This window comes from Proteiniphilum sp. LBM24028 (assembly GCF_056629195.1).
In genome coordinates this window covers 2,274,844-2,297,386 of record NZ_CM152817.1, presented here as the reverse complement: position 1 = coordinate 2,297,386, position 22,543 = coordinate 2,274,844, and the positions used below count along the sequence as shown (strand labels likewise).

Genomic DNA, 22,543 nt, shown 5'->3' with positions numbered 1-22,543 from the left:
CTAAAACATTAAAGAGAGTACTATTTTAGTATTCTCTTTTTTTATGTTTATTCCTGAATGCTACTGATAATCAATGTGTTGTAAAACGAAAAAGTACAATCTATCAAACCAGTTGAATACCATTTGGTAAGACTTGGTATCCAAGTTTGGTTCACTTTATTGCTACATTTTCTGCTACACTGCTTTTTCTGAAATAAAAAATGTAGCAATGAATACCGGTTGAATACCATTTGACTACTCATATCTAATTCATAATTAAATTATTATGTCGAACTTTGTGGCAAAATGCTACAGAAAAATTAAATTATGAAAGCGGTATTTAAAATTTCGTACTACTTACGAAGCAACTACAAGAACAAATCCGGGAAATGTCCCATTATGATTAGAATTTCTCTTAATGGAAATATGTGTAACGTTGGTTCATCAGGACTATCTTGCAAGCCCGAAATGTGGAATGCAAAGTTTAATAGAATGACAGGCAAAACGGCTGAAGCTCTAAATCTCAACAACCGGCTTGATGGTATAACCAACTCTTTGAATAAACTGTTTTTCAAACTACAAGATGATGAGTTTCTTACAACCGAAAAAATCAAATCTTTATACCTTCATGGAAACCAGTCCATGATGACTTTTATAGAGTTGTTTGAAAAATTCAATAGCGATTTTTCACTATTAGTCAACAAAACAAAGTCCCCTGCTACACTCGAAAAATACGAACGTACAAAAAAATACTTTGTACACTTTTTAAAGAACAAATACAGTCGTAATGACATTTCATTGAATGACATTAATTTTACAATTCTCAATGATTTTGAATTATATTTAAAAGCAGATTTGCAATGCTCTCACAACACTACTGCAAAGTACTTGAAATATATCAAAACAATAATTATTCATGCGCAGAAAAAAGGATTAATCCACCACGACCCATTTTTAAATTACAGCATTTCAATGAAAAAAGTGGACAGAGGTTACCTTACGAGCGAAGAAATCAATCGTCTGTTAGATAAAAAAATCAGCATTCAAAGATTAGAAATTGTTAGGGATATTTTTATTTTTTCGTGCTTTACGGGACTCTCCTATATTGATGTTTATAATTTAAGTCATGACAATATTCTTGAAACCAATGGTCAGAAGTGGATTGTGATTAACAGGCAAAAAACTAATGTACAATCCAACGTATTACTACTTGATATTCCATTGCAAATTATTGAAAAATATAAGGGTAAAACAAAAAACAATAAACTTTTACCTGTTTTGAGTAATCAGAAAATGAACAGCTACTTGAAAGAAATAGCAGATCTGTGCGGTATCAATAAAAATTTGACCTTTCACGTAGCCCGGCATACTTTTGCAACTACGATTACATTAGAGAAAGGTGTTCCGATTGAAACAGTAAGCAAAATGTTGGGACATACGAACATAAAAACGACACAAATATATGCAAGGATTACTAAAGAAAAAATACAAAATGACATGCTGAATTTATCTTCAAAACTATCTGAATTTCAATTTTTATAACCATTCCCCTTTCTTCCCTTCCGCCCCTTCCTTGAGAAAAGGTGGTAGGGAAGTTTCTTCTGGAAAATGACGAAAGAATGCGGAAATGAAAAATAAATCAACATGTAAAATAAGGCATTTCTCTTTTCCGCATACTTTCTATCCGATAAATCGTGGTTTTTCTTTTCGTCTGCGGCACATCGTCCGATTTGTTTGAAGCCGTTCAATCACTTCGCCGATGCTCCGTTCAGTCAGGTTCAAAAAATCATCCGGCAAGCCTCGCCGAAATTTACCGGGAAAAGACGAAAAAAAGCAAGTTCAAGAACGCCCGGAATACCGGAGCATCCTTGAACTTGCCTATTTTCTTTTTTACGATACAGCCTATATTATTTCAAAATATCTTGTTTTCATCTCAACCTTGCATTTTCTCCGCTGTAATTTCTTCCCGTCTGCTTTTTATCGCATCGAGCCGTGTATTACTGTTGATTTTGTATCTGCGGGCAAAGGTAAAACGTGCGTTACCGTCGGCAAGGTCAAGCCCTCACGTGTTTTTGAAAAAATCTCCACACCTTTCGGGTAGTATTTTCTCAAAAAACCTTGCCTTTGCCCCCGCACTACCTTTTTGATAGCCCTCGAAACGAAAATCAACATACTCCGGCTCTTTAGACGCATAAAAAAAAATGTCAGAAATTATGAAACGAGAAAATGCAAATAACGAATTGATTTTGGGAAACAAAAATAACACCTCCTCTCATTACCGCATAAATCATGGTGGCACAAAAGTGCAGTTAATGGCAGTGGTAGAAGGTTGTGAGCCTTTGAGTAAGTGTGAGTTTCTAATGTGTCAGGTGGGGTATCGGTCAGAATTTATGACGGCTTATATTACAGGAAAAGCGGTAAAACTGTTCAAGTTGGCAGATTATGTGGATTGGGATTGTTTCGGGAAAGAGGTGCGGAGCGTAGAAATGTCTTTTGAAAACTACATCCATCCCGATACTTTTTTGGAAGTCGTATTAACCCATTTTTTAGCTATTAATCCTCGAGAACAAGCCGTATGAAACCGATAGCCGTAAAATTCGTATCGCACGAAATTCCACCTTTAGATGCTTACAACGAGAGCAAAGTTTTCAAGTTGAGAGTGAAACTGAACAACGGAGAGCCGATGAACAGAGCCGAAAAGAATTGGCTTACAGAGAACGTTAGGAGTAACGCTTATTTCAGAACAGCCGTTCCGCTGATGGGTTGGCGTTTTGACTTCTCAGACGTACTGAAAAAGTATGTGGTCAAGCAATACGACCATTGGGCGGAGTATTACGCCCCCGATAAAACGAGTTTGCGGAGTGTCCTTTTCGGGAAAATAGACCAAATAGTGGAAATACCTGACAAATAACTCAATGAAAACAATCCCCTTACGGCTGATAACAGCCACAGCATTGATAATCGGAACGGTGTTCGCCGTTTCGGTTATCGCCGCCCAAGAAACGGTAGCGTTTGCAATGATTTTCGCGACATTTGCTGTGATGAAATTCATAATCCGAGCCACGATTTACATCGTTTTCAAAATGCTGAAGTGGGGAGTTATTATTGCCGTAATCGGGGTAATCGGGTTGATTTTGACAATGATTATTTAACAGTAAACAATACAGTATTATGAGCAATTTAGCAGACAAAACAGAATACAGAGCTTTAAAAATTATAGCTACAATGGTACGCCAATTTGAAAAGCTAACCAATTTGGATATGACTAAATCAGACGATTGGGACAGTTGTGCAGCACGTAACCTTTTGGAAGGTATTATTCAAAGTAACGGCTACCAAGTAAATTATGACCCGAAAAATCCGAGAACCATTTTAGTGAAAGAGCAACCCTTAAAAACAAACAAAAAATGAAAACAGCAACGAACATCACAGATTATATTTTGGTAAAAGCCGATACCAACAGCGATTGGGATGAGTGCCATTTTGCCCTTATCCATTGTACGAAAAAGTGGAGAGAACAAATGAAACAACGGCTGAAAACCGTTCAGTCTATCGAAAACGAAATCGGATTTGCATCGCTCAACTTTTACGACACATCCGTCGATTTTTACCGTACGGACGAAGATATAAACGTCCTTTTAGGCGAAAATGATTGGACGTTTGTGGAATTGGACGAGAACGAACACGATACGTTTCTTGTGCCGGAAAACCGGTTGGACACTTATCGTTTGTCGTTTTACCGAAACGGAACGGCAATTTACTCCGCACACGGAAAGTATTCCAGAGAGGAGTTTTGGACTTCGGAATTTTCAATTAAAGACATACTGAATTATCATCAACAGACCGTTAAAATCATTCAATTAGTTTAATCAATATTCCCAACACCTTTCCGTCATTTGACGGAAAGGTTGAAAGGAAGTAATACATATAAAAGATGAAAACAACCGAACATTTCAAAAATACGATAGAAGCCTATCTGAGAAACAGAGCCGAAACGGACAAACTGTTTGCCGTTTCGTTCAATAAATCGGAAAAAAACCTTGACGACTGCATCACTTATATTCTCAATTGCGTAAAGCAGAGTGGATGCAACGGTTTTGCCGATGATGAAATTTTTTCGATGGCTGTACATTTTTATGATGAAGACAATATTGAAATCGGCAATCCCATTGACTGCAATATTATTGTAAATCATACTATTGAATTGACTGCCGAAGAAAAGGAACAGGCACGTCAGAACGCCATTAAGCGAGCCGAAAATGATGCTTACGAACGTATGACACGAATAAGGAAACGTCCGAATGTACAACCCGAACCGTGCGTTCAAAAAAGCCTTTTCGACGAATGAAACCGAGAACTTTATTACAGAAAAAAGTCGCCGAACAAAGTAAGCGACTTGCCCCGATTACACAAAAGCAACAAGATTGGGCATTTCAAAACTGTTTTGACCAACCGGACATTCGTGGAAAAGCGGACACGTTTTAGCCGAAAGCATTTGCGGATGCACGTGCCCTAATTGCGGTGAGAATTTGCAAGTTATTGACACCCGCAAGCAGAGTTTTGCACAAAAAGAGTATTTTGGGATGATTACCGTTAACGGTGGTTTTCAAGTTTTACGCTATTTCTTTTTGGAAAAATATTGTCGAGTAGGCAGTTCGGCACGTTCGCAATGCCGGGAAGTTGTTCAACATTGGATAGCTCCGAGCGGAAAGTCCGAAATAATGGCACGTTCGCGAAGTATGAGCGTGTTTTATTGCGATATTTGGAATTGGTCGTCCGACCTCGAAATCCGTCAAGAACGGCAGACACATCTCATTTCGCCCGTTGCCACCTATCGCCCGTTGCCACCTATCCGTACAAACGTTTTATCCCCGAAGTGAGACGCAACGGTTTTCGTGGCAATTTTCACGGACTTTCGCCCCGAAACTTTTTCAGAAACATTCTGTCTGACAGCCGGATGGAAACTTTGTTAAAATCGGGGCAGATTGATTTGTTTCGCCACTTTTCCATAAAATGTTCGCAAGATTTGGATGATTTTTGGGCAAGTATCCGCATTTGCATTCGCAATAAGTACACCGTATCGGATGCTTCGCTTTGGTGCGATTATATGGACTTGTTGCGTTTTTTCGGAAAAGACATACTCAACGCCAAATTTGTTTGTCCGGCTGATTTAAAAGTGGAACACGACCGATGGATGCACAAAAAACAAGCGTGGCAGGAACGTCAGAAACGTGAACGAGAACGGGAATGCTTGTTAAAAAACGAGCAAATTTATGAAGAATTAAAAGCCAAGTTTTTCGGTCTGGAGTTTTCGGACGGTAAATTGAACATTCGGGTATTGCAAAGTGTGAAAGAGTTTTACGAAGAAGGAAAAACACTAAAGCATTGCGTTTTTACCAACGAATATTTTCTGAAACCCGATACGCTTGTTTTTTCGGCACAGATTAACGGACAGCGGATTGAAACGGTGGAAGTGTCGCTGGACACTTTTCAAGTCATTCAATCCCGTGGCGTGTGCAATAAGAATACGGAATATCACGACCAAATCGTTAGCCTTGTCAATGCCAACCGCAAACTGATAAGGCAGAGAATGAGAGCGACAGCATAAGCAACAATCACCAAAACATCACAGATATGAAAGCAGAAATAGAAAGCATCGTATGCAATTGGGCGGACGAGATACCCTATATCCTTATAAGGGTCATCAATGCCATTACCTTATCTGCCAATGAGAAGGAACTGAGGTCTGCCGTCAAGCGGATAGCCGAAGAAAACGGAACTTGACAAGTCCTTTGCATACGGCTATGGCGCACACCATTTTTGGCTTACCCACCGCAGGTTATCCAATGGAGAACCAAAGGAATACAGATTATTAAAGGTTGAATTTTGAGAATATGAAGAAGAGAGTTTACAGAGTACGGACACGATACATTTTCGAGGGTGTTTTTGAGGTGGTTGCCGAGAGCAGAGAAGAAGCACGACAAAAGGTCATTCAGGATTGCGGAATGGTGATGGGTGGAAACATTCACAGCACCCTTCCCGATGAGGAGGTGAATTGGGCTTTCTCCACTCACCCCGATATAAGGACGGGACGGATAACCGTTCAAGAAGAACAGACGGAGTAAAGCGGTCGGCAGATTTGCCGACCGCTCCTTTCTTTCGTGAGCTTCGGGCGGACAAAGAAAGGAGCAAAGAAACCCCAGCGAAAAACACCTCGTTACTTTTGACAGTGAGTTGATACGGCTCAAAAGTAACAAAAAGCCAATAAGATAATATAATATAATATAATATCATTCTCTCAAATACAGGTAGATATGTTTGTTTTAGAGGGAAAGTAAAGTCATTGTTTGTATTTATCTAAAAACACATGTGGAATACAGTATATATCCCTTTTTGCTCTTGTGTAAGCAACGTAAAGTTTATTCCGGGTTGACGGATTTAATTGATGCAATGTATTGTCATTGTATCCTTTCAAGGTAGTTTGGTTCAATACAATACAAACATCTTGGAACTTGTCAAGGCCTTTAGATTTTCCCCAATTCTCTGCATAGCACGAGTATTTATTAGCCTCTCTGTAAAACAATTTGATTTTTTCGTTGTCGACAAACAAGGTATCTGCATCATCTTGATTATCTATTAAAATGATTTTTGTATTATCTTGCCGATGAGAAGAAATTTGGATGTGTAATTGTTGCGTGACAAGTTGACAAATTGTAGGCGAACATCTATAACTGTTGGAAAGCGTAGTCTCGTCAATAGTAACTCCAATCGCAGACCATTTTTTCTTGTATTTATTGTAGTCATTATATAGTCCGTTATTAACATTCCCATCGTTACTGGTGTCGAAAGTATGTTGGTAGAAATCTCCTACAAATAGAGAATCAATGGTAGTAGGAGTGATGGCTTGTATCAAATTGAAGTCATGCCCACCAAGATCTTGAATTTCATCAACCATAAAGTAGTCATAAAATTTCTCTATACGCTCTTTAATCAATTTTGCACAACATTCTAAACACAACTTGGCAATCCTATTATGATATAAATACCGCCCTTTCGTGAGGTAAAATAAAGGATTGTTTCTCTTTAATTTTAATGTTTTCTGGTTTGGCATATCCCACGTGATACCTTTTGCCCGAACTTTATCCTTGAGAAAAGGGCGATAACAGACACGTATTAAGAATTGAAAATATGACATAAGCGTTATATTATGAGGCACATAACCAAAAGTGCTGATTATGCGTTGGCGGATATTTGCTAAATTATTATCCGTGTAGGTAACTATCAAGAAACGCTGTTCCAAGTTTAATGTATTTATCAAGAAAGTCGTTTTTCCAGATCCTGCGACTGCAAGTATTAAGCGTCTATCCATGTTATTGCATCTTGTATATATTGAGGAACAACAATTGTATCAGCTTTATTCTTCTGCAACAAATATGCAGCTTCAGCCTTATTCTTTAGCATAAAATCTACCGTGGCTAACCTACGTCCAGGAGTTTGAAATTCACTATCACATATAGCTTGATTATCCTGATAAATACACACTTCGAAAGTGTTCCTTTCATTATTTGCATCCGAATAAATCTTGATATTTGCAAACTGATTTTGGATATAATCCGAGTAATTATTTGTTACATTAACAGCATAATCATGATCATTGTCGGTTATTACCGCTACTTTATTATTCAATAATTTTGCTATGTCCAAATATCTTTTGAAGCATTTTCCACCAACAGCGATAACTCCTATCCCGCTTGAAGATAGCTCTTTAGCAATTGTTCTTTTATACAAAGCCTCCATTAAAATAAACTCCGCATCTCCTTCTACCAAAATGGATTTTGGGGATAATACAAATTGTAGCATATTATTATCTGGAGCCTTTATGAAAAAATCGGCGGTATCATCAGGTAAATTCCCCAAACTAACAACATTGGTAGATAAACTATTAAAAAGCAGGCATTTTTTTAGGTTTAATCTTGTAGCAATAAGGTCGCAATGAGTAGAGATAAAGAGCTGTCGATTTTGAGAACCTCTTATAAGTTCAATAAGTTCCAGCATCTTTGTATAGCTCAAATGATTTTCTGGTTCTTCAATCAATACAGCATCAATACTGCTGACGGCCCTGTTTATAGAAAGTTCTGTTTTTATAAAGCACTGAGTGCCTGTTCCCTTATTCTCTAATGGAATATCATTCTCTAAAAGTGTAATATCTGTTTCAATATTATCGTCAGCAGATTCTCTTATTGCAAAACTATAAGGTGGTATCAAAGCATTATATTGAGCCAATATTTGATTTTGAAATTGAACTTTATTATTCTTGTAAGCATATCTTGCATTTATACGTTGCTCATCAGTTAGCTGTACATGATAAATATCACTTACATAGTCGCGCATGGCACGAGGACTACCTATTGTAGAGTTGTCAACAAAAATACAACTTAGCCTTTTAGTATAAGCATTGAATGATTCACCTGCAAAAGTTTCAAATACAATTTTATAAAATTCCAAAGGAAAAGAAGCATTAGGATTTTGCAGCAATTGTGCAATCTGCTGACTATATTCATCATTGGGGATACAACACAATCTTATACCTGAACATAGGTTTCTTTTACTATTGTTCATCCCTTCTAATGAGGGATCTGGTTGATCAGGAAAGTAGAGTTCCACATACATCTCTGGCATCTTGTTCAAATCTCGATCCCCGTTCATATATTCACGGATAGCCTCAATATTAAAAAGTTTGTCGAGACCAATATTCTCAATGCGTGTTCTACTTCCTCGAGCAACAATATCTATCGCTTGTAGAATTGTACTCTTTCCGGATTCATTATCTCCAATAAAAATATTAATATCGGGATTAACATCAAAAAACAGATCTTTGAATCTCTTGAAGTTGTGTAGCTTAATTTTTGCTATAGTCATCATTTCTTTGTTGTTTACAATAGGATTTGGATTTATAGGAAAGTAATATCATGCGATTTCATTAAATACGTACTTGTTTGTCACATTCTCCATTTTTTAATAATCTCATCGTATTCTTCTGAAGAATGCATATTAAATGAAGGAGGAACAATAGGAATATTTTTGATATTGTACGTCATAGTTGAAATGGTATGCTCGTTGGGAACTATACTTCTAAGAAGTCCATCTTTGTAGAAATGATGTCCAGCATGTGGAAAAAATTCTGGAATTAATGGTATCTCGGCAAATGGATTATGAAATATCTGAATGCCATCTGCCCATGTCTCCCTGCACTCCTCATTCACGACCTTACCAATTACATCTGGTAAAATTGCATTTGGGCTTGAATTATAGCACATCTTAATTTGATATAACTTGTTGTTATTGTTCCCATAGCCGGCTTGTATTCCCATTCTGTTGAATTTTGGCAAAGTACCACAAGGAGAAAACAATATAGCACTCACATGTTTGAATTTGTCATCAAGGAAAAGTGGTTTAATGCTAATTTCTTTTTTCTGAAATGTTATACCGGCTTCGTTTTCCAATGATATTGTACCATCATTATTATGGATTGCTTTCTGATCAATACCATATAAGATACTTATAATTCCTGGAAAAGACCAAGTCATAGACATATCTGCATGAAAATCGGCAATGGCATAGACCAATGGCTTGCCCTTTACATGTGGAAGCTCCCAATATGGTTGTTCTTTATATGTGTGATTTAACTTTGAATATAGAGGAGAACCATACATTAATGGAATCTCATTCTCCATTTTCTTGAAAATTTCTTCAACTGTCGGAATATTTGCAGGTTCGTCTAATCCTTGTTTGCGATTGATATGAACTGCCTCTATTGCAATCTTATATCCCATCTTCTCTATCAAAAAGTCTGGAGCTGTATGATTATAGTTGAAATGAAAGTTCTCCTCCCTAAAATAGCACCATAAATATAATTCCCAAATTCGTGCATCAAAGCCATTTATTGATTGGAATTGATCTACAAAATTGCCATCTCTATCCTCGTAGTGAAAAGACAACTCTTCAATGACAGATTTTGCCGCAGTAAAGAATCCATCCTTATCCAATAACATGGTAAAGTATGGATGTTGCTGCTCAGATTTTACAATCGGAGAGAAAAAGTCATTTGCTGGAAGCTCTTTCTTCAGAGCGTCTTCATTTCGTACATATGTACCCATCATGTCTTTTAGAGCTTTTCTTCCTTCCTCTATTGAATTAAGATCCAAATTCATAGAAACGAGACAATACTTGTTTCTTGAATCTCGGTCGAGAAGCATGGCATGGAATGTTTTATCCTCCTTATCTAAAGAAACAAAACCTATCAGCGAGTCATCTTTAGAAGAATAATATTCCAACTCCTTGTTTACAAGTTTAACAAACGGGTCTCTTGTAAAAAGGAGTAAAAGATTTGCCTTATTAGAATTCAATGGTTTCATATATTGCACTAATGTTCTATTATTTTCAGACGACAAAGTTACTCATTCATAACGAGAAAGGCGAATAAAACAGAAAGAAAACGCCCCTTGTGGAGCATAAAAATGTCGCAAGAGGTGTATTTGAAAATCAGGGTATATAAAATAGGGCAAACTCCACATTTCGTCGTTTGACAAGCCCTCGCAGGACTTGTCCCTTGTATCAGCAGAAAGAGACAAATTCACGGTAGAAATTCCTGTCTCCCGCCTCTATCTTCCGCAGCAATCGGCTTTTGGGATGTTTACTGTATCCCAGTAATCTGCCCGCTCCGACATTGTAGGACAGGACGGCAAGCAGCAGGGCATCCTTTCCGTAATCCTTGAACATCATCAGACGCTTCATCGGGTCTGCCCGAAGCAGCGAATCCGCCTGCCGTTCCGGCATCGCCGCCGTAAAACGTTCTCCCTTTTGCAACTTATTACCATATCCGACATAGGGTGCGTCCTTGAACCCGTGTAAACCCTCGAAGTGCTTGATGCAAACGGTGGCACGCTCGAACGGAGGAAGCAAGAGCAGAGCATTTCTACCATCCTGAGCGGAAAGCCGCAAGCAGGAGAGGCAGACAAGGCACAAGACGATAAGTTTATTTCTTATTCTCATTCGTCTTCTCCTTTTCCTCGTCCTTTTGGCTGTTGAACTCAAACGAGAGTTTTGCCGTCTGTTCGAAATTATCCTCCACATACACGTCTATCGTCTGCCGGTCGGTGGAAGCAGATGTGTAGTATAGCCTGAACTCCTCTTTCGTGAGCGGATAGCGGTCATTGGGCTTGAAGACCGTACCGTTATCCATTTTCAATATCCCCTTGCCATCGGGTTGGAAATAACGGATGGTATAGCATGCTTCTTCAAACCGTCCCTGTCGTTTGAGCGTACAGCGTATCTCCGCCGTCTGCCCCTTGGCGATGTGCTTCTGCACCGGCATTGTCTCTACCGTGAACGGGTATGCTTGTTGAATATCCAACTCGTGATTACAAGCAAATAGACAAAACCCTGCAAGGGCAAGCACTCCCACCACCCAAAAGTTGTTGATTATTTTATGTTTCATAGTTTATTATATTGTTAGTCTTCATTGTTAAAAAATTAGTCTTATTCCTGTTTGTAAAGAAGGTCTGAACATCTCCACATCACTTCCCCACAACACATTACATTTCCCTTTTACGAAAAGCACAAGATTGTCGATTACAAACAGATCCAATGCCAAGTGATAAGCACCGCCGTAAACAAATCGGTCTCGTGTCAATAGCGTTGCACCATCGGGTAAAAGCTTTTCATTTCGATTAACCGTTTCATAACCTGCAACGGCAGTAATTCCGGTGTTGAGCAATACATTCTTTCCTGCATCGGAAAAGAGATTTAAGAGATAACCGCCTTCAAAAACAACCGTTTCGGACGGGATTTGCATATCACGATAAGCAAAATGCCTTTTCGTGTATTCCAATCCGAGCAGCCAATGATTGGCTCGTTTGTGATTAATGGTCATCGCCATCTCGGCGGTAAAATTGCCGTTTTCAAACAGCTTACTTTCCGTAATCGGAACTCCTATGGACAACTGTAATCCCCGTTGTCCGGGTATCAGCCGTTGAGCGTGTGATACGGCAGCTATCGCCACCGTCACCACCATGAATAACAGTATCCGTTTCATCAGAATTTCAATTTCAGGTTATCGATATCTTTGGCACGGATTAAGTCCTCGTTCTCGACCACAAACGTTTGGTGGCGACCGCCGTTTTGCTCAAAGAGTGTTACTTCCAATTGCTTGTCATCGGGCAGCGTAAATTGCTCCAGGACAAAGACGGAACGTTGGGTTTGGTATCCGCCGATACGGGTTACTTCGTTGAACGAGCGTAGCGGCTGCAATACCTGTTCCTGTATGGCTGTGCGTTTCGCCACTTTTTTATCCACAACCTTGAACGTGACAAAATCTACCTGATAAGGCATTTGATTTTGGTTTTTAATCAACGTGTGAAAATAAAGTAACCCGTTGTTTGAGTATAATCCTCTCAACAGGAACTGTAAGCCAAACTTCTTACTGCCGATGTGGTTGATTTCCCGGCGGTCGTTTTGCCAAATCGTTTTCATGATCAGTTTCACCAACACCGGTGATTCGTTACCGAGTTCCTTGAAGTAAATATCGGCTTTGTTGGTCGGCAAATTATTCACACCCGAATACAGAAAATCCTGCATTTCGATATTCAACCTTTCCGGTTCTTCGGCATATTTCACGTTAAAGGAGAAAAAACTTCCGTCGTTACAGATTACGCTCAGGTTGGTTTCCGTTTCAAAATCGCGAACGGCAGCCTTTACCCGAAGTACGTTGTCGGCATCTTCCGCTTTGCCTGCAATAATGTTACTGCTACCCAAATCAACGTAACGTATTTGGGAAGGAAAAATCAGGTGCACCGTTTTCTCGTAAGCTACAGAGAGTCCGTAAGGCAATACTACTCTGCCGTTGGGAATTGTCCGGCTCATTCCCTGATAGAGATCGCCCGTGTTAATTTGGGCATTTGAGGTAATCGCCCCAGAAAGCAGGGCAACGAAGAAAAAGATTGTTTTTAATTTTAGTTTCATACAAATTGGATTTTAGTGGTTTATAATCGGTTTATCTGTTTTGCATCAAAAAGAGCTTGTGACCGCTTTTGAGCGTCACCTTCACTTCACGCATCCTGTTCCCGAAGTATTGCGATGCACCCTGCAACAGTCCGCGCCCCGCATCGGCGGCCAGTTGTTGTCCTGCCGATGATGCAAACGTGAAACTCGTTCCGGCGGATTGTCCCATTCCGGCAGCAATTTCCTTGGCGGCATTCACTTCCAGGGAATTGGGGATAAAGACACCCGGCTGTCCGTCCAGGTCGTATGCCGAAAGGTTTACGGGGACAATCCGTTCCCGGTGTTCGATGCTGGTTACGGAAAGCGTCAAGCGGTTGCCCTGTATCCGGGCTACAGCCGTCAGCAGCGTGTTCTTCGGGACAAGCATGTTCGCCACGCGGGCCGGTTCCAACAGGCGCAAGCGCACGGTTTCGCCGTCTTTTAACGTTTGTGTTTCATAAACTGCCACTTTCAGCGTGTTTTTTAGCGGAATGTCGTCGACGGTTTCGGTGCCGGGAAGAAACGAGCGGTTGCGCTCCTGCATCTGTTCGGCCATAAACACGCTGTCGGGGACATCCTGATAAAGAGCCGACACCACGTTTTTCACTTCGGGCAGTACGGTAAACACAGACTCTTTGGCTTCCGTTTTGGTGTAAGCATTCGGCAACGGCTCGTCCATTTCCCGTTCAACGGCAGTTTCAAAAGGATTGGGTGTTGTCGCTTGTTGATTTTGCGGCAGGTATCTGGCTGCCATTTCGTATGATTTTTCCATCAGTTCGAGTTGTCTTTGTATCTCCCGGTCTTCATCTACCAAACCGTTTTTCTCGTCCAGTTGTGCTTGCAATTCATCAATTTGTTGTTGCAAGATTTCCATTTGGGAGTTCTCTTCGTAGAAATTGCCGAGCGTGTTCCGGATATCACCGTAAGCCGATGCCGACCGGCTAATTTCGTTGCCTTTACCGGAACGGTAATCCGGATCAGCAAACGACTCCCTCTCTTCGAGACGATTATCCGACTTTTGAGTATCACCGAAAAAGTCGGAAAGTGTACCCATTGTCCATTGACGTTCGTTCTCCTTTTGTTCATTCTCTGCCAGCTTGTAGGCGGTTTCCTTATCTTCGGGCAGTTCACCGCCGGATATTTCCGGTATTTCAACGTTTATTCCCTGTTCGGTTTGCAATTTCTCCTTTTCGGCCTTTGAAGGTGCAAAAATCCAGTGCATCACACCGATAAAAACCAAAACCAGCAACATATACACCAATACTTTCTTTCGCTTTTGAATTTCTTCGATCGTGGGTAGCTTGCGTGTCTGTGGCTCCTCTCTTTTCTGTTCGTCCTGTTTCGAAGTTTTTTCTTCCGAAACAGTAGTCGAAGTTTCATTATTTTCTTTCATTGTCATAATTTGAAATTTGTGGATTAGTGGTTGTTTTACTTAAATTCTTCTGCTGATAACGTGTCCTTTTCGGGCTCAAGCTTTATCGGTGTGTCAATCAACGGAGCAGGCTCGATATGCTTGATAATTATTGATCTTTCATTTTTATCGAATGCTCTGACAAGCATTATCAATGTCATTACCGCATAAAAGAGCATCACAAGCAAAATGCCGTTCAGTTTTGCCGTAGACGAAAGGTCACCTAATTTCCGTTTTAATTTATCGTTAAAACGATTTCGTTTTTGGCGTATTTTTATCAAGATATTATTCATATTCCTTTATCGTTTGACTGTCCGGATATCTCTGTTTTCACGAATAATAAAATTTTCGACGATAAAACCTTGCGGATTGTTGTCGGAACGGATGGAATTGACCAGACGGCATTCTGAAACCAAACTGCGTTCGGTCAGGTTGCTCGAACGGATGATGTATTGACGGGCAACGGTTCTCACTTCATAAGGATAGACCTCAAAATTGCACTGAATGCTGTCAATTTCGATACGCTGTTGGATATTTCCCGATATAATCCGGTTGTAATATCCTTTTTCCGTAAGGTCTTTGTAGTAGTTGAAAGCCGATTGGTCGGCAAGAAAAAATGCTCGTTTCATATTGCTTTCAATGGCTGACTTGTCGGGCGACAGCGTGAAGAACAGTTCATGAAAACGGCGAATGTGTTCGCGCGCTTCTACCGGACGGTTTGTTGCCGCATCTTGCGAAAGCGCAAGCATCAGTGATTTTCCGTTGTCCAACACATAGACTTTTTCCCGTTGTTTCTCGGCAAAAGCGTATGATTTCCAAAGAGAAAAACCGACTATCAAAAGACACACCACACCAAAAACAACGGCGTAAAGCCGTATCTGCCTGAAAGATGTTTCAATGTTTTTTAATGACTTGAATTCCATATTTTTACTTTGTTTACTCGTTTATTATTTTCTCAATTTACCCAAAACATTTCCGCCTACGGCTCCTGCGCCGGCTCCCGCCACTGCACCGCTTTTTTGCACGGTTTGATTAATGTTTTTTCCGTAGTTGCCCATTCCGCCTGCCTGGATAATCCATCCGGCAACGGTAGGAATTACAAAATATCCGACAATGCCTATCAGCATAAAAATGATATAAACCACACTCGAACCGTCCGGGATGTACGCCGGATTTTCAAGAGCTGCAATCTCTTTGCCTATCATCAGCGTCTGGATTTTGGCAAGCATGGTACTGAACAGATCCGATACGGGCAGCCACAGATAAACCGAAACATAGCGGCTCAACCATCCCGTCAAAGTAGATTGGAATCCGTCAAACACGGCAATTCCGAAAGCAATGGGTCCCAGTATGGAAAGAACGATAAGGAAAAATGTCCGAATGGTATCGATTATCAGAGCGGCAGCTTGAAACAATATCTCCAGAAAAGATTTGAAGGCATCCTGCATCGACTTTTTCAGGTTGTACATCCCCCTTTCCAGATACATTGATGTAATGGTAACAAGGTGTTTCGGGTTGAGTCCCTGCATTTCGTCTATCTTTTTGTCAAACTCTTCGTTGCTGACCAAAAAGGCTGTTTCGGGATTTCTCAGCATCGCTTCCCGTTCCAATCGGTCGCGTTGTTCACGCAAATTGTTCATATCCAGGGTTTGTGCTGCCATCATCTGATTAGTTCCTTTTACCACGGGCGAAAGCACGCTGTTTATCGTCCCCAAAACAATAGTAGGGAAAAACATAATACAAAGCCCGATGGCAAAAGGTCTCAAAAGCGGGTAAACGTCGATCTCTTCGGCACGCGCAAGGGACTGCCACACACGGCTTGCCACGTAAAACAGAGCGCCGAGTCCGGCAACACCCTTGGCTATGCCTGTCATATTGCCCACCAAGGGCATCATTTCAGTGTACAGCGTTCGCAGTACCTGATGTAAATTTTCAAAATCCATAAGCCCCCCTTCCCCCTGAAGGGGGTGTTTTAGTGTCATTATTCATCGTTATTTCATTTAGAAAATATTTATTTACTTAACGTCCTATTCCCCCTATAGGAGGTCAGGGGCAGTTTTACCAGTATTTGTCACTTAACGAACCGTACAGGTCGAGTACCCGTTGTGCGTCATTCTGTTTTTTCGCACGCAGGTAAGAGACCGAGATGTTTTTGTTGGTGTAATAGCTGACCAATGAACGGTATTCACTGACTTCTTTATAGATTTGGTCAATCCAATCCATCCGCTCCTTATCATTGAGTGAAAGGGTTGTGGGATTGACAATCTGTTTCAACTCTTTCAACAATGCCGCACTTTCTTCCAAGAGTCTTGTGTAGCCGAACGCGATCGCGGTAAGCTCTTCGAATGAGAAGTTTTTATCCTGCAGCATCAATTTGTAGCTGTTCACGTACAAATCCGAAATATCACCCACCATCAAGATGGTTTGCTGTACTTTTCGGGCATCCTTCACTAAATCGTTCACCTTACGCAGAGCATCATAATACTCTTTTCCCTGCTTATATACTTTCTCTACTTCCTTAAAGTTGTCGAGCGTATTTTTAACCGTTTTGGACGTCTGGATAATTTCTTTTGCCGTATTCGCAATGGAGGTGGCAACGTTTACCGGATCATTCACGATAAATTGGGCATTGGCGCAGAAACCGCTTAAAGTCAATGCCGTTACTAAAATTAAAAGTTTCTGTTTCATTGTTTTTGGATTTGGTTTAAAATTCTTGCTTACTTGTTTACCAAGAGTTTTATCGCCCTCTCCATATCTCCGTCCAACGATTCCGCTTTGTTCATCACTTCCAATTTTTCGGTTTCTTCGGTGGTGTAGCAAAGGTACTCTTCACGAGATACTTCGGTGGCGTAAACTGCGGATTGCGTTCCGCCCAGCCCTATCCAGACCTCTTTGTATTTACGGTTCGGAGCATTGTTCTGGTTAATGGAAAGTATTTGCGCTTTCTCCTTTTCCGTTAGTCCGAGCAGTGCCTGTATCTGATCGAATTTGTTCATATACTTGCGTTGGTCCAATAATATCTTGCAGTCTGAATTGTTGATGATGCTCTCTTTGACTATCGGGCTGGAAATGATGTCGTCCACTTCCTGCGTTACCACGATGGCTTCGCCGAAATACTTGCGCACCGTTTTGTACATGTATTTCAAATAATCAGCCATATTTGCCGATGCAACGGCTTTCCATGCCTCTTCCACTATCAGTTGTTTACGAACTCCTTTCAATCGCCTCATTTTATTGATAAAGGCTTCCATGATGATAATCGTGACAACAGGGAAAAGCTCGCGATTTTCCTTGATGGCATCTATCTCGAACACGATAAAGCGTTTGTTTAAAAGGTCGATGTTTTTGTCGGAATTAAGCAGAAAATCAAAGCGTCCACCGCTGTAATATTGTCTGAGTGTGGTCAGAAAATTATCGATATTAAAATCATCCTTTTCTACCTTGATTTCCCTGTTTTCCAATTCGGGACGATACACATCACGCATAAACTCGTAAAAAGTGTTGAAGTTGGGCGTGATACTCCGGTCGGACTGAATTTTATGGATGTAGGCCGTTACCGCACTGCCGAGTTCTCCGCTTTCGGTTTTCGATATTTTCTCTTCTTCACTTTTCCAAAGCGTTAAAAGCAGAGTTTTGATACTGTCTTTTTTCTCAACATCGAACACATAATCATCCGTGAAAAACGGGTTGAAAGAAATAGGATTCTCTTCCGTGTAGGTAAAGTAAATTCCGTCTTCGCCTTTGGTCTTTTGATGTATCAGGCTGCACAAACCTTGATACGAGTTTCCCGTATCCACCAACAACACATGCGTTCCCTGTTCGTAATACTGTCTGACAAGATGGTTCATAAAGAACGATTTTCCGCTTCCGCTGGGCCCCAGCACAAATTTATTTCGGTTGGTGATAATGCCTCTTTTCATCGGCAGATCGGAAATATCCACATGCAGGGGTTTTCCGGTCAGCCTATCCGCCATTTTAATGCCGAACGGCGATGTAGAACTTTTGTAGTTGGTTTCCTGACTGAAAAAGCACAGAGCCGGCTCAATGAAAGTGTAAAAACTTTCTTCCGACGGAAAGTCGGCGGCATTGCCGGGCATACACGCCCAATAGAGCGTTGCCGTATCTACGGTGTTGTGTCTGGGTGTGCAGCCCATTAAAGCCAACTGACTGCCCACATCGTTTTTGATATGTTTGAGTTCATCGCGGTTGTCGCTCCACGCTATTACGTTAAAGTGTGCCCTGATGGAAGTCAAGCCTTGAGAATGGGCTATGTTCAGATATTCCTGAATCCACTGCTCGTTGATTTGATTACTTCGCGAATAACGTCCGAGCGAGTGCATATTCCTTGCGCTTTTCTCGAACTTACGCAGGTTCTCATCGCTGTCTTCGATAAAAAGCAGCTGGTTGTAAATGTGGTTGCAGGCAAGCAGCAAGCCCACAGGCGCGGCAAAAGACAATCGGCAATCCGAGCGGTCGGTCGATAATTTTTCATACCGGCTGTCGGGACTGACTGCAGCCGGCAGATCATCGCTCTCTGAAAGCGTGTGCAGGCATAGGATATTGTCGCCGATTTTCACTTCTTCCGCACCTAACGAGATGTCTTCAAGCGGTGCGTGCTCTTTTCCTTTCAATGAAAAGTACTGCTCCAACAGACCTCCTTTTTCGCAGATTTCATCTTCCGAAAGACGGACAAGCGAAATAAAACCGCTGTCGTTTATTATACGTTCAAACTGACTCACACTTTCCAGAAAACGAAGAACGGTCTCCTTGTCCTTTATCTCTTTGGGCAGGATATTCCCTCTGCAAAGAGTAGAAAAATTGCTCTGCATCGCCATTCGCTGTCTGGTGGTTTTGGTCAAAAACAGATAGCACTCGTGGTTGAGATAGGGACGTTCGTTGAAGTGCCGTTCAAAGCTTCGGCTGAGAAAACTCAATTCATCTTTTTGAATGTCAGACTGATAGTTCTCTTTTAAAAACCAATCCTGCTTATGAACCACCGTGAAGTTGGGCAGCACCCGCACCGCCTTATTCCATGCCGAATGAATGGTTTCGTATTCGCCCGCGGTTACGGTAAAAAGTTCGGGCAGTTCTACCCTGAACGCCACGGTAATGTCGGCATCCTTACTCACGATACAGCCATTTTCAACGGCAAGCAACGGAAACTTATTTTCCAAGGTTGTCATTTTACTGATGTTTCTCATGCTCCTTTTCTTCTTTTTAAGAGTGAACGCATACGTTTTCGGTTGATTAGATAGCGGGGGTGGTTCTTTCGGGCTGAAATTTTCATCAAGCCGTGCTGCCCGTACTTTTTATTCATCGAAAAGGTTTTCCACACGATAATCGTTGCACCGGCAATACCGAGTACAAGACATAAAAATTGGTTTACACCTGCCATGTACAGCACTGCCACCAGGATAAACATCGCCAACAGTCCGCCTGCGAAAATGAAAAGGTATTGGGCTTTCAAGCCTTTAAACTCGACGCTGCGGCCCACGCCTTTATTGATTTCGTATTCCGCCATTTTTACAAGAAGAAGGAACGTAGAATAGTGGCTGCCACAATCAGGAACACACACGCACCAAACCACGAAGCCGCGGTTTTGGACGTGTCAGGATCGCCGGAACTGAACTTTCCGTAAACTTTTACTCCGCCGATAAGTCCCACAACGGCGCCGATGGCGTAGATGAGTTTGGTGGCGGGATCGAAATAGCCGGTTACCATATCGGTAGCTTTGGTGATTCCGGCAGCACCGTTTCCTTGTGCAAAGGCATTAAAAGCAGCAATCAGAACGATTGCCGTTGAGAGGATTTTTTTCTTTGCCATACAAACATTTGTTTAATGACTTCTGTCGTTCTTGGATGAGGAACAACAGAAGTCGGGTTTATAAAATTGGATTTAGTGGTTTTGTAAATGTTGTTTACCTGTTTATTTGTAAACTCGTTTACTGTAATCAAATGAAATTCCGGATGTCGAAACTTCGCCAATCTTCGGCTGTTTGTACTTTTTGTGGCGAAGCATCAAGCATCTTGGCAATCTTTCGGTTTGCGTCGGGCAACGCATTCATTATTTTTTCCCATAAATCGGTATGGGCAAGTTTGATGGCAGCCGTGGCTACGGATTTTTGCTCATCGGGTTGCAACGCATCTTTCTGTATCAGGCGAGTTATCTGTTGCAACTCATCGAAAGAGACTCCCGTGGCAAAATCATTCTCATTATCGGCTGTCGTGCGGTGCGCCTGCAATTCGGTTTCTTCCTCTTGCCAATCTACTTCGTCTTCGTCCGGGTCGGGGTCTTCCCGTGTGTCGGTTTCATCGGTTTGTTCCGTCCCGAAAACTTGGTCGAGTTCCTCGCTCGGAATTTCACGGGCAAAAGTAGCCGGTTTATCTTCACGATTTTCAGTTTGGCACTCGGTGGCTTCAATTGGCTGTGATTGGCGTTCCGGCTGCCGGGCTGTACCCATAATATCGGGTATTTTCAACTGTTTTTGAGATGTCTGTTTCATACTGCGTCCGTAACTTTCTCGCTTATCTTTTCTGCTTGTCTGGATGTAGAGACCGATAAGCAGGACGGTAAGCGAAAAAGCGGCTGTTCCGACAATAACAAGCAGGAACTGCCACAAGGTGGATATAAAAAAAGGATTCATGGTTATCTGTTTTTATTGATTAATGGCTTATAGTTTTTGTCGAATACATCTGTTATCTCCTGCTCAAACATCTCAAAGTGATGCGTCAAAATGTTATCCAAGTAATCGGTAATGGATATTTCATTATTTCCTATCACGCTGATTATGCGATTGATGCTGTTGTGGTAATCGGCACGGATATATACACCTTTGCCCGAACGGACGGTTAAATCGGCTTTTTTTATAAAACGACTTTCATAATCTATCAGGTTTTGTCGATTTTTACGTTTCTTGTTTTCCCGAATCTCCTGTTTTTCTGTTTGTAAATCGTTATCACGTTCCTGTGTCTGATTATCTGCCATCTTCTTTTCTGAAACTTGACGTATCTGCTCGTTTACGGCAGGAGCTAACTTATCGTGTCCGGAACGTGTTTCGGAAACTATGGACATGATATATTCTTCGTTAATGGGTGGTTTTCTGTTTTCTTCCATAAAAATCAGTGTTGAACGATTTGTAAAAATTCCGTGATAAACTCCTCGATCCGGGCGAACTTGGAAAGTCGCCTGTCAATCGGAAAAAGTGTAGAGCGTGAAATCTGTCGATTTTCCATTTGGGCGGACATCTCTTTCCGGAACCGCTTGCTGTCGGGAAGGTAGGTCTTCATCAGTGATAAATCCAATTCTTTGATTATATGGTCATAATGAGCATAAAGTTCCGATTTCTCCCTGCCGTCCACCATATTCCAAAACAGATGAATCCCTTTGATGCCGGTATCCCCGCCTTTTACCAACACGCCGTTCAGCACGTTCATAAAAGCAAGTGTGCTTTCCAACACCAAGCGGTCGGCAATGATGGGCGAAAAAATGTAGTGCATACGCGAAATGGAATTGATTACTCCTGCCGAGTTAATAGTCCCCGGTAAATCGAAAAACACGAAATCGAAATCAATCGGTGTCTCTTTTAAAAATACTTCTGCCTTTTGGATTACCTCATCGGGTTTGCACGAAATAACAGGGTATGCCTTTTTGTTGATGGAGGTAAATTGCTCGTAAGCCAACAGCTTGAAACGTTCGCTTTCAATCACGGTTTTGGTGTCCCTGTCGCGCATTTTGACAATACTCCATTGTGGATAATCGCAGTCAAATACAGCCACGTTGTACCCCATCCGGTAATGCAGGATGCTTGCTGTAATCGTAGTCATCGCACTTTTTCCTACTCCTCCCTTCTGTGTTGTGAAGGCAATAAATAATGTTTCTTTTTTCATTTTCCAATGCTTTTTTTAATGAATAATTCTGTTTTAATTCTCTTGTTGTATTGAATCACATTTTTGAAAAAATTTAATGTTTTGATTTGCTTTTTCGCTAATTATTAAAAGAGAAATTGTTCTATAATGCTGTCTTTCTTTTTAAATAATCCAATTATTATAACTTGATTATCAATGATTTAAATTTTTAGTTTGCTCATTTTTATGCCCTTTTTTTTGAATGCTTGCA

At 41.1% G+C, this 22,543-nt stretch carries 25 protein-coding genes and 3 pseudogenes; 10 read left to right on the top strand and 18 right to left on the bottom strand.

Translation table 11 applies throughout. The features are described 5' to 3' along the window. Positions 1–306 precede the first annotated feature (306 nt). The 10 genes and pseudogenes from AC1HCU_RS09130 to AC1HCU_RS09085 all read left to right on the top strand — a co-directional run bounded on the left by AC1HCU_RS09130 (position 307) and on the right by AC1HCU_RS09085 (position 6,104). Entirely contained in the window at positions 307–1,521 is a 1,215-nt protein-coding gene (locus tag AC1HCU_RS09130) for a site-specific integrase (protein WP_238867517.1), read from the top strand. A 217-nt stretch (positions 1,522–1,738) separates the two neighbouring features. Beyond that, positions 1,739–2,080 (top strand): hypothetical protein, encoded by a 342-nt coding sequence (locus tag AC1HCU_RS09125; RefSeq protein WP_480365308.1) that lies wholly within the window; start codon positions 1,739–1,741, stop codon positions 2,078–2,080. 112 nt (positions 2,081–2,192) lie between these two features. Then, the gene (locus tag AC1HCU_RS09120) at positions 2,193–2,558 is read left to right on the top strand and encodes a hypothetical protein (protein ID WP_238867516.1); all 366 of its coding nucleotides are present in this window, start codon (positions 2,193–2,195) and stop codon (positions 2,556–2,558) included. Next, positions 2,555–2,890, top strand: a complete 336-nt coding sequence (locus AC1HCU_RS09115; RefSeq protein WP_238867515.1) for a molybdenum ABC transporter ATP-binding protein — start codon at positions 2,555–2,557, stop codon at positions 2,888–2,890. Before AC1HCU_RS09120 ends, AC1HCU_RS09115 begins: the two co-directional genes overlap by 4 nt. A gap of 260 nt (positions 2,891–3,150) precedes the next feature. Next, on the top strand, positions 3,151–3,390 hold the full coding sequence (locus AC1HCU_RS09110; RefSeq protein ID WP_238867513.1) for a hypothetical protein: 240 nt from the start codon (positions 3,151–3,153) through the stop codon (positions 3,388–3,390). Then, positions 3,387–3,848, top strand: coding sequence for a hypothetical protein (locus AC1HCU_RS09105; RefSeq protein ID WP_238867512.1), 462 nt, complete (start codon positions 3,387–3,389; stop codon positions 3,846–3,848). The genes AC1HCU_RS09110 and AC1HCU_RS09105 overlap by 4 nt, the downstream gene beginning before the upstream one ends. A 65-nt stretch (positions 3,849–3,913) precedes the next feature. Beyond that, positions 3,914–4,327, top strand: a complete 414-nt coding sequence (locus AC1HCU_RS09100) for a PcfK-like family protein (RefSeq protein WP_238867511.1) — start codon at positions 3,914–3,916, stop codon at positions 4,325–4,327. Continuing rightward, a pseudogene (locus tag AC1HCU_RS09095) lies at positions 4,324–5,587 on the top strand (PcfJ domain-containing protein). Before AC1HCU_RS09100 ends, AC1HCU_RS09095 begins: the two are co-directional and overlap by 4 nt. A gap of 26 nt (positions 5,588–5,613) precedes the next feature. Then, positions 5,614–5,869: pseudogene (locus AC1HCU_RS09090) on the top strand (hypothetical protein). A 4-nt stretch (positions 5,870–5,873) separates the two neighbouring features. Continuing rightward, complete coding sequence (locus tag AC1HCU_RS09085) at positions 5,874–6,104, top strand: hypothetical protein (protein ID WP_238867510.1); 231 nt, start codon at positions 5,874–5,876, stop codon at positions 6,102–6,104. Between the two features lie 215 nt (positions 6,105–6,319). Here the strand turns inward: AC1HCU_RS09085 and AC1HCU_RS09080 are convergent, their stop codons facing one another. The 18 genes and pseudogenes from AC1HCU_RS09080 to AC1HCU_RS08995 all read right to left on the bottom strand — a co-directional run bounded on the left by AC1HCU_RS09080 (position 6,320) and on the right by AC1HCU_RS08995 (position 22,314). After that, positions 6,320–7,348 (bottom strand): DEAD/DEAH box helicase, encoded by a 1,029-nt coding sequence (locus AC1HCU_RS09080; protein ID WP_238867509.1) that lies wholly within the window; start codon positions 7,346–7,348, stop codon positions 6,320–6,322. Further along, positions 7,333–8,901 carry an ATP-dependent nuclease gene (locus AC1HCU_RS09075; protein ID WP_238867508.1) on the bottom strand — a complete coding sequence of 523 codons (1,569 nt, stop codon included), beginning with the start codon at positions 8,899–8,901 and terminating at the stop codon, positions 7,333–7,335. The genes AC1HCU_RS09080 and AC1HCU_RS09075 overlap by 16 nt, the downstream gene beginning before the upstream one ends. A 77-nt stretch (positions 8,902–8,978) precedes the next feature. Next, entirely contained in the window at positions 8,979–10,394 is a 1,416-nt protein-coding gene (locus AC1HCU_RS09070) for a glycosaminoglycan attachment site (protein ID WP_480365302.1), read from the bottom strand. Between the two features lie 127 nt (positions 10,395–10,521). Further along, positions 10,522–11,031: pseudogene (locus AC1HCU_RS09065) on the bottom strand (glycoside hydrolase family protein). Then, positions 11,015–11,476, bottom strand: coding sequence for a DUF3872 domain-containing protein (locus AC1HCU_RS09060; protein WP_238867506.1), 462 nt, complete (start codon positions 11,474–11,476; stop codon positions 11,015–11,017). Before AC1HCU_RS09060 ends, AC1HCU_RS09065 begins: the two are co-directional and overlap by 17 nt. A gap of 27 nt (positions 11,477–11,503) precedes the next feature. Continuing rightward, positions 11,504–12,073, bottom strand: a complete 570-nt coding sequence (locus AC1HCU_RS09055; protein ID WP_238867505.1) for a conjugal transfer protein TraO — start codon at positions 12,071–12,073, stop codon at positions 11,504–11,506. After that, the gene (traN, locus tag AC1HCU_RS09050; protein ID WP_238867504.1) at positions 12,073–12,999 is read right to left on the bottom strand and encodes a conjugative transposon protein TraN; all 927 of its coding nucleotides are present in this window, start codon (positions 12,997–12,999) and stop codon (positions 12,073–12,075) included. The genes AC1HCU_RS09055 and traN overlap by 1 nt, the downstream gene beginning before the upstream one ends. 31 nt (positions 13,000–13,030) lie before the next feature. Continuing rightward, on the bottom strand, positions 13,031–14,410 hold the full coding sequence (traM, locus tag AC1HCU_RS09045) for a conjugative transposon protein TraM (RefSeq protein WP_238867503.1): 1,380 nt from the start codon (positions 14,408–14,410) through the stop codon (positions 13,031–13,033). Positions 14,411–14,445: 35 nt separating this feature from the next. Further along, entirely contained in the window at positions 14,446–14,721 is a 276-nt protein-coding gene (locus AC1HCU_RS09040) for a hypothetical protein (RefSeq protein ID WP_238867502.1), read from the bottom strand. Between the two features lie 6 nt (positions 14,722–14,727). After that, positions 14,728–15,351, bottom strand: coding sequence for a conjugative transposon protein TraK (traK, locus tag AC1HCU_RS09035; protein ID WP_238867501.1), 624 nt, complete (start codon positions 15,349–15,351; stop codon positions 14,728–14,730). A 24-nt stretch (positions 15,352–15,375) separates the two neighbouring features. Then, on the bottom strand, positions 15,376–16,371 hold the full coding sequence (gene traJ, locus AC1HCU_RS09030) for a conjugative transposon protein TraJ (protein WP_480371141.1): 996 nt from the start codon (positions 16,369–16,371) through the stop codon (positions 15,376–15,378). Between the two features lie 115 nt (positions 16,372–16,486). After that, the gene (locus AC1HCU_RS09025) at positions 16,487–17,116 is read right to left on the bottom strand and encodes a DUF4141 domain-containing protein (RefSeq protein WP_238867500.1); all 630 of its coding nucleotides are present in this window, start codon (positions 17,114–17,116) and stop codon (positions 16,487–16,489) included. A 29-nt stretch (positions 17,117–17,145) separates the two neighbouring features. Further along, a complete protein-coding gene (locus AC1HCU_RS09020) occupies positions 17,146–19,629 on the bottom strand; it encodes a TraG family conjugative transposon ATPase (RefSeq protein ID WP_238867499.1) in 2,484 nt (827 codons plus the stop codon). Then, on the bottom strand, positions 19,626–19,949 hold the full coding sequence (locus AC1HCU_RS09015) for a DUF4133 domain-containing protein (RefSeq protein ID WP_238867498.1): 324 nt from the start codon (positions 19,947–19,949) through the stop codon (positions 19,626–19,628). The genes AC1HCU_RS09020 and AC1HCU_RS09015 overlap by 4 nt, the downstream gene beginning before the upstream one ends. A gap of 2 nt (positions 19,950–19,951) precedes the next feature. Then, positions 19,952–20,251: a DUF4134 domain-containing protein gene (locus AC1HCU_RS09010; protein ID WP_238867497.1), complete on the bottom strand. Its 300-nt coding sequence runs from the start codon at positions 20,249–20,251 to the stop codon at positions 19,952–19,954. 127 nt (positions 20,252–20,378) lie between these two features. After that, the gene (locus AC1HCU_RS09005) at positions 20,379–21,071 is read right to left on the bottom strand and encodes a hypothetical protein (protein ID WP_238867496.1); all 693 of its coding nucleotides are present in this window, start codon (positions 21,069–21,071) and stop codon (positions 20,379–20,381) included. Between the two features lie 2 nt (positions 21,072–21,073). Further along, positions 21,074–21,541, bottom strand: coding sequence for a DUF3408 domain-containing protein (locus tag AC1HCU_RS09000; protein WP_238867495.1), 468 nt, complete (start codon positions 21,539–21,541; stop codon positions 21,074–21,076). 5 nt (positions 21,542–21,546) lie between these two features. After that, positions 21,547–22,314, bottom strand: a complete 768-nt coding sequence (locus tag AC1HCU_RS08995; RefSeq protein ID WP_238867494.1) for a ParA family protein — start codon at positions 22,312–22,314, stop codon at positions 21,547–21,549. Positions 22,315–22,543: the final 229 nt, after the last annotated feature.

What these genes read in the sequence shown, in the direction of transcription:
- AC1HCU_RS09130 (WP_238867517.1), top strand. Translation starts at nt 307, where the DNA reads ATGAAAGCGGTATTTAAAATTTCGTACTACTTACGAAGCAACTACAAG.
- AC1HCU_RS09125 (WP_480365308.1), top strand. Translation starts at nt 1,739, where the DNA reads ATGCTCCGTTCAGTCAGGTTCAAAAAATCATCCGGCAAGCCTCGCCGA.
- AC1HCU_RS09120 (WP_238867516.1), top strand. Translation starts at nt 2,193, where the DNA reads ATGAAACGAGAAAATGCAAATAACGAATTGATTTTGGGAAACAAAAAT.
- AC1HCU_RS09115 (WP_238867515.1), top strand. Translation starts at nt 2,555, where the DNA reads ATGAAACCGATAGCCGTAAAATTCGTATCGCACGAAATTCCACCTTTA.
- AC1HCU_RS09110 (WP_238867513.1), top strand. Translation starts at nt 3,151, where the DNA reads ATGAGCAATTTAGCAGACAAAACAGAATACAGAGCTTTAAAAATTATA.
- AC1HCU_RS09105 (WP_238867512.1), top strand. Translation starts at nt 3,387, where the DNA reads ATGAAAACAGCAACGAACATCACAGATTATATTTTGGTAAAAGCCGAT.
- AC1HCU_RS09100 (WP_238867511.1), top strand. Translation starts at nt 3,914, where the DNA reads ATGAAAACAACCGAACATTTCAAAAATACGATAGAAGCCTATCTGAGA.
- AC1HCU_RS09085 (WP_238867510.1), top strand. Translation starts at nt 5,874, where the DNA reads ATGAAGAAGAGAGTTTACAGAGTACGGACACGATACATTTTCGAGGGT.
- AC1HCU_RS09080 (WP_238867509.1), bottom strand. Translation starts at nt 7,348, where the DNA reads ATGGATAGACGCTTAATACTTGCAGTCGCAGGATCTGGAAAAACGACT.
- AC1HCU_RS09075 (WP_238867508.1), bottom strand. Translation starts at nt 8,901, where the DNA reads ATGATGACTATAGCAAAAATTAAGCTACACAACTTCAAGAGATTCAAA.
- AC1HCU_RS09070 (WP_480365302.1), bottom strand. Translation starts at nt 10,394, where the DNA reads ATGAAACCATTGAATTCTAATAAGGCAAATCTTTTACTCCTTTTTACA.
- AC1HCU_RS09060 (WP_238867506.1), bottom strand. Translation starts at nt 11,476, where the DNA reads ATGAAACATAAAATAATCAACAACTTTTGGGTGGTGGGAGTGCTTGCC.
- AC1HCU_RS09055 (WP_238867505.1), bottom strand. Translation starts at nt 12,073, where the DNA reads ATGAAACGGATACTGTTATTCATGGTGGTGACGGTGGCGATAGCTGCC.
- traN (WP_238867504.1), bottom strand. Translation starts at nt 12,999, where the DNA reads ATGAAACTAAAATTAAAAACAATCTTTTTCTTCGTTGCCCTGCTTTCT.
- traM (WP_238867503.1), bottom strand. Translation starts at nt 14,410, where the DNA reads ATGAAAGAAAATAATGAAACTTCGACTACTGTTTCGGAAGAAAAAACT.
- AC1HCU_RS09040 (WP_238867502.1), bottom strand. Translation starts at nt 14,721, where the DNA reads ATGAATAATATCTTGATAAAAATACGCCAAAAACGAAATCGTTTTAAC.
- traK (WP_238867501.1), bottom strand. Translation starts at nt 15,351, where the DNA reads ATGGAATTCAAGTCATTAAAAAACATTGAAACATCTTTCAGGCAGATA.
- traJ (WP_480371141.1), bottom strand. Translation starts at nt 16,371, where the DNA reads ATGGATTTTGAAAATTTACATCAGGTACTGCGAACGCTGTACACTGAA.
- AC1HCU_RS09025 (WP_238867500.1), bottom strand. Translation starts at nt 17,116, where the DNA reads ATGAAACAGAAACTTTTAATTTTAGTAACGGCATTGACTTTAAGCGGT.
- AC1HCU_RS09020 (WP_238867499.1), bottom strand. Translation starts at nt 19,629, where the DNA reads ATGAGAAACATCAGTAAAATGACAACCTTGGAAAATAAGTTTCCGTTG.
- AC1HCU_RS09015 (WP_238867498.1), bottom strand. Translation starts at nt 19,949, where the DNA reads ATGGCGGAATACGAAATCAATAAAGGCGTGGGCCGCAGCGTCGAGTTT.
- AC1HCU_RS09010 (WP_238867497.1), bottom strand. Translation starts at nt 20,251, where the DNA reads ATGGCAAAGAAAAAAATCCTCTCAACGGCAATCGTTCTGATTGCTGCT.
- AC1HCU_RS09005 (WP_238867496.1), bottom strand. Translation starts at nt 21,071, where the DNA reads ATGAATCCTTTTTTTATATCCACCTTGTGGCAGTTCCTGCTTGTTATT.
- AC1HCU_RS09000 (WP_238867495.1), bottom strand. Translation starts at nt 21,541, where the DNA reads ATGGAAGAAAACAGAAAACCACCCATTAACGAAGAATATATCATGTCC.
- AC1HCU_RS08995 (WP_238867494.1), bottom strand. Translation starts at nt 22,314, where the DNA reads ATGAAAAAAGAAACATTATTTATTGCCTTCACAACACAGAAGGGAGGA.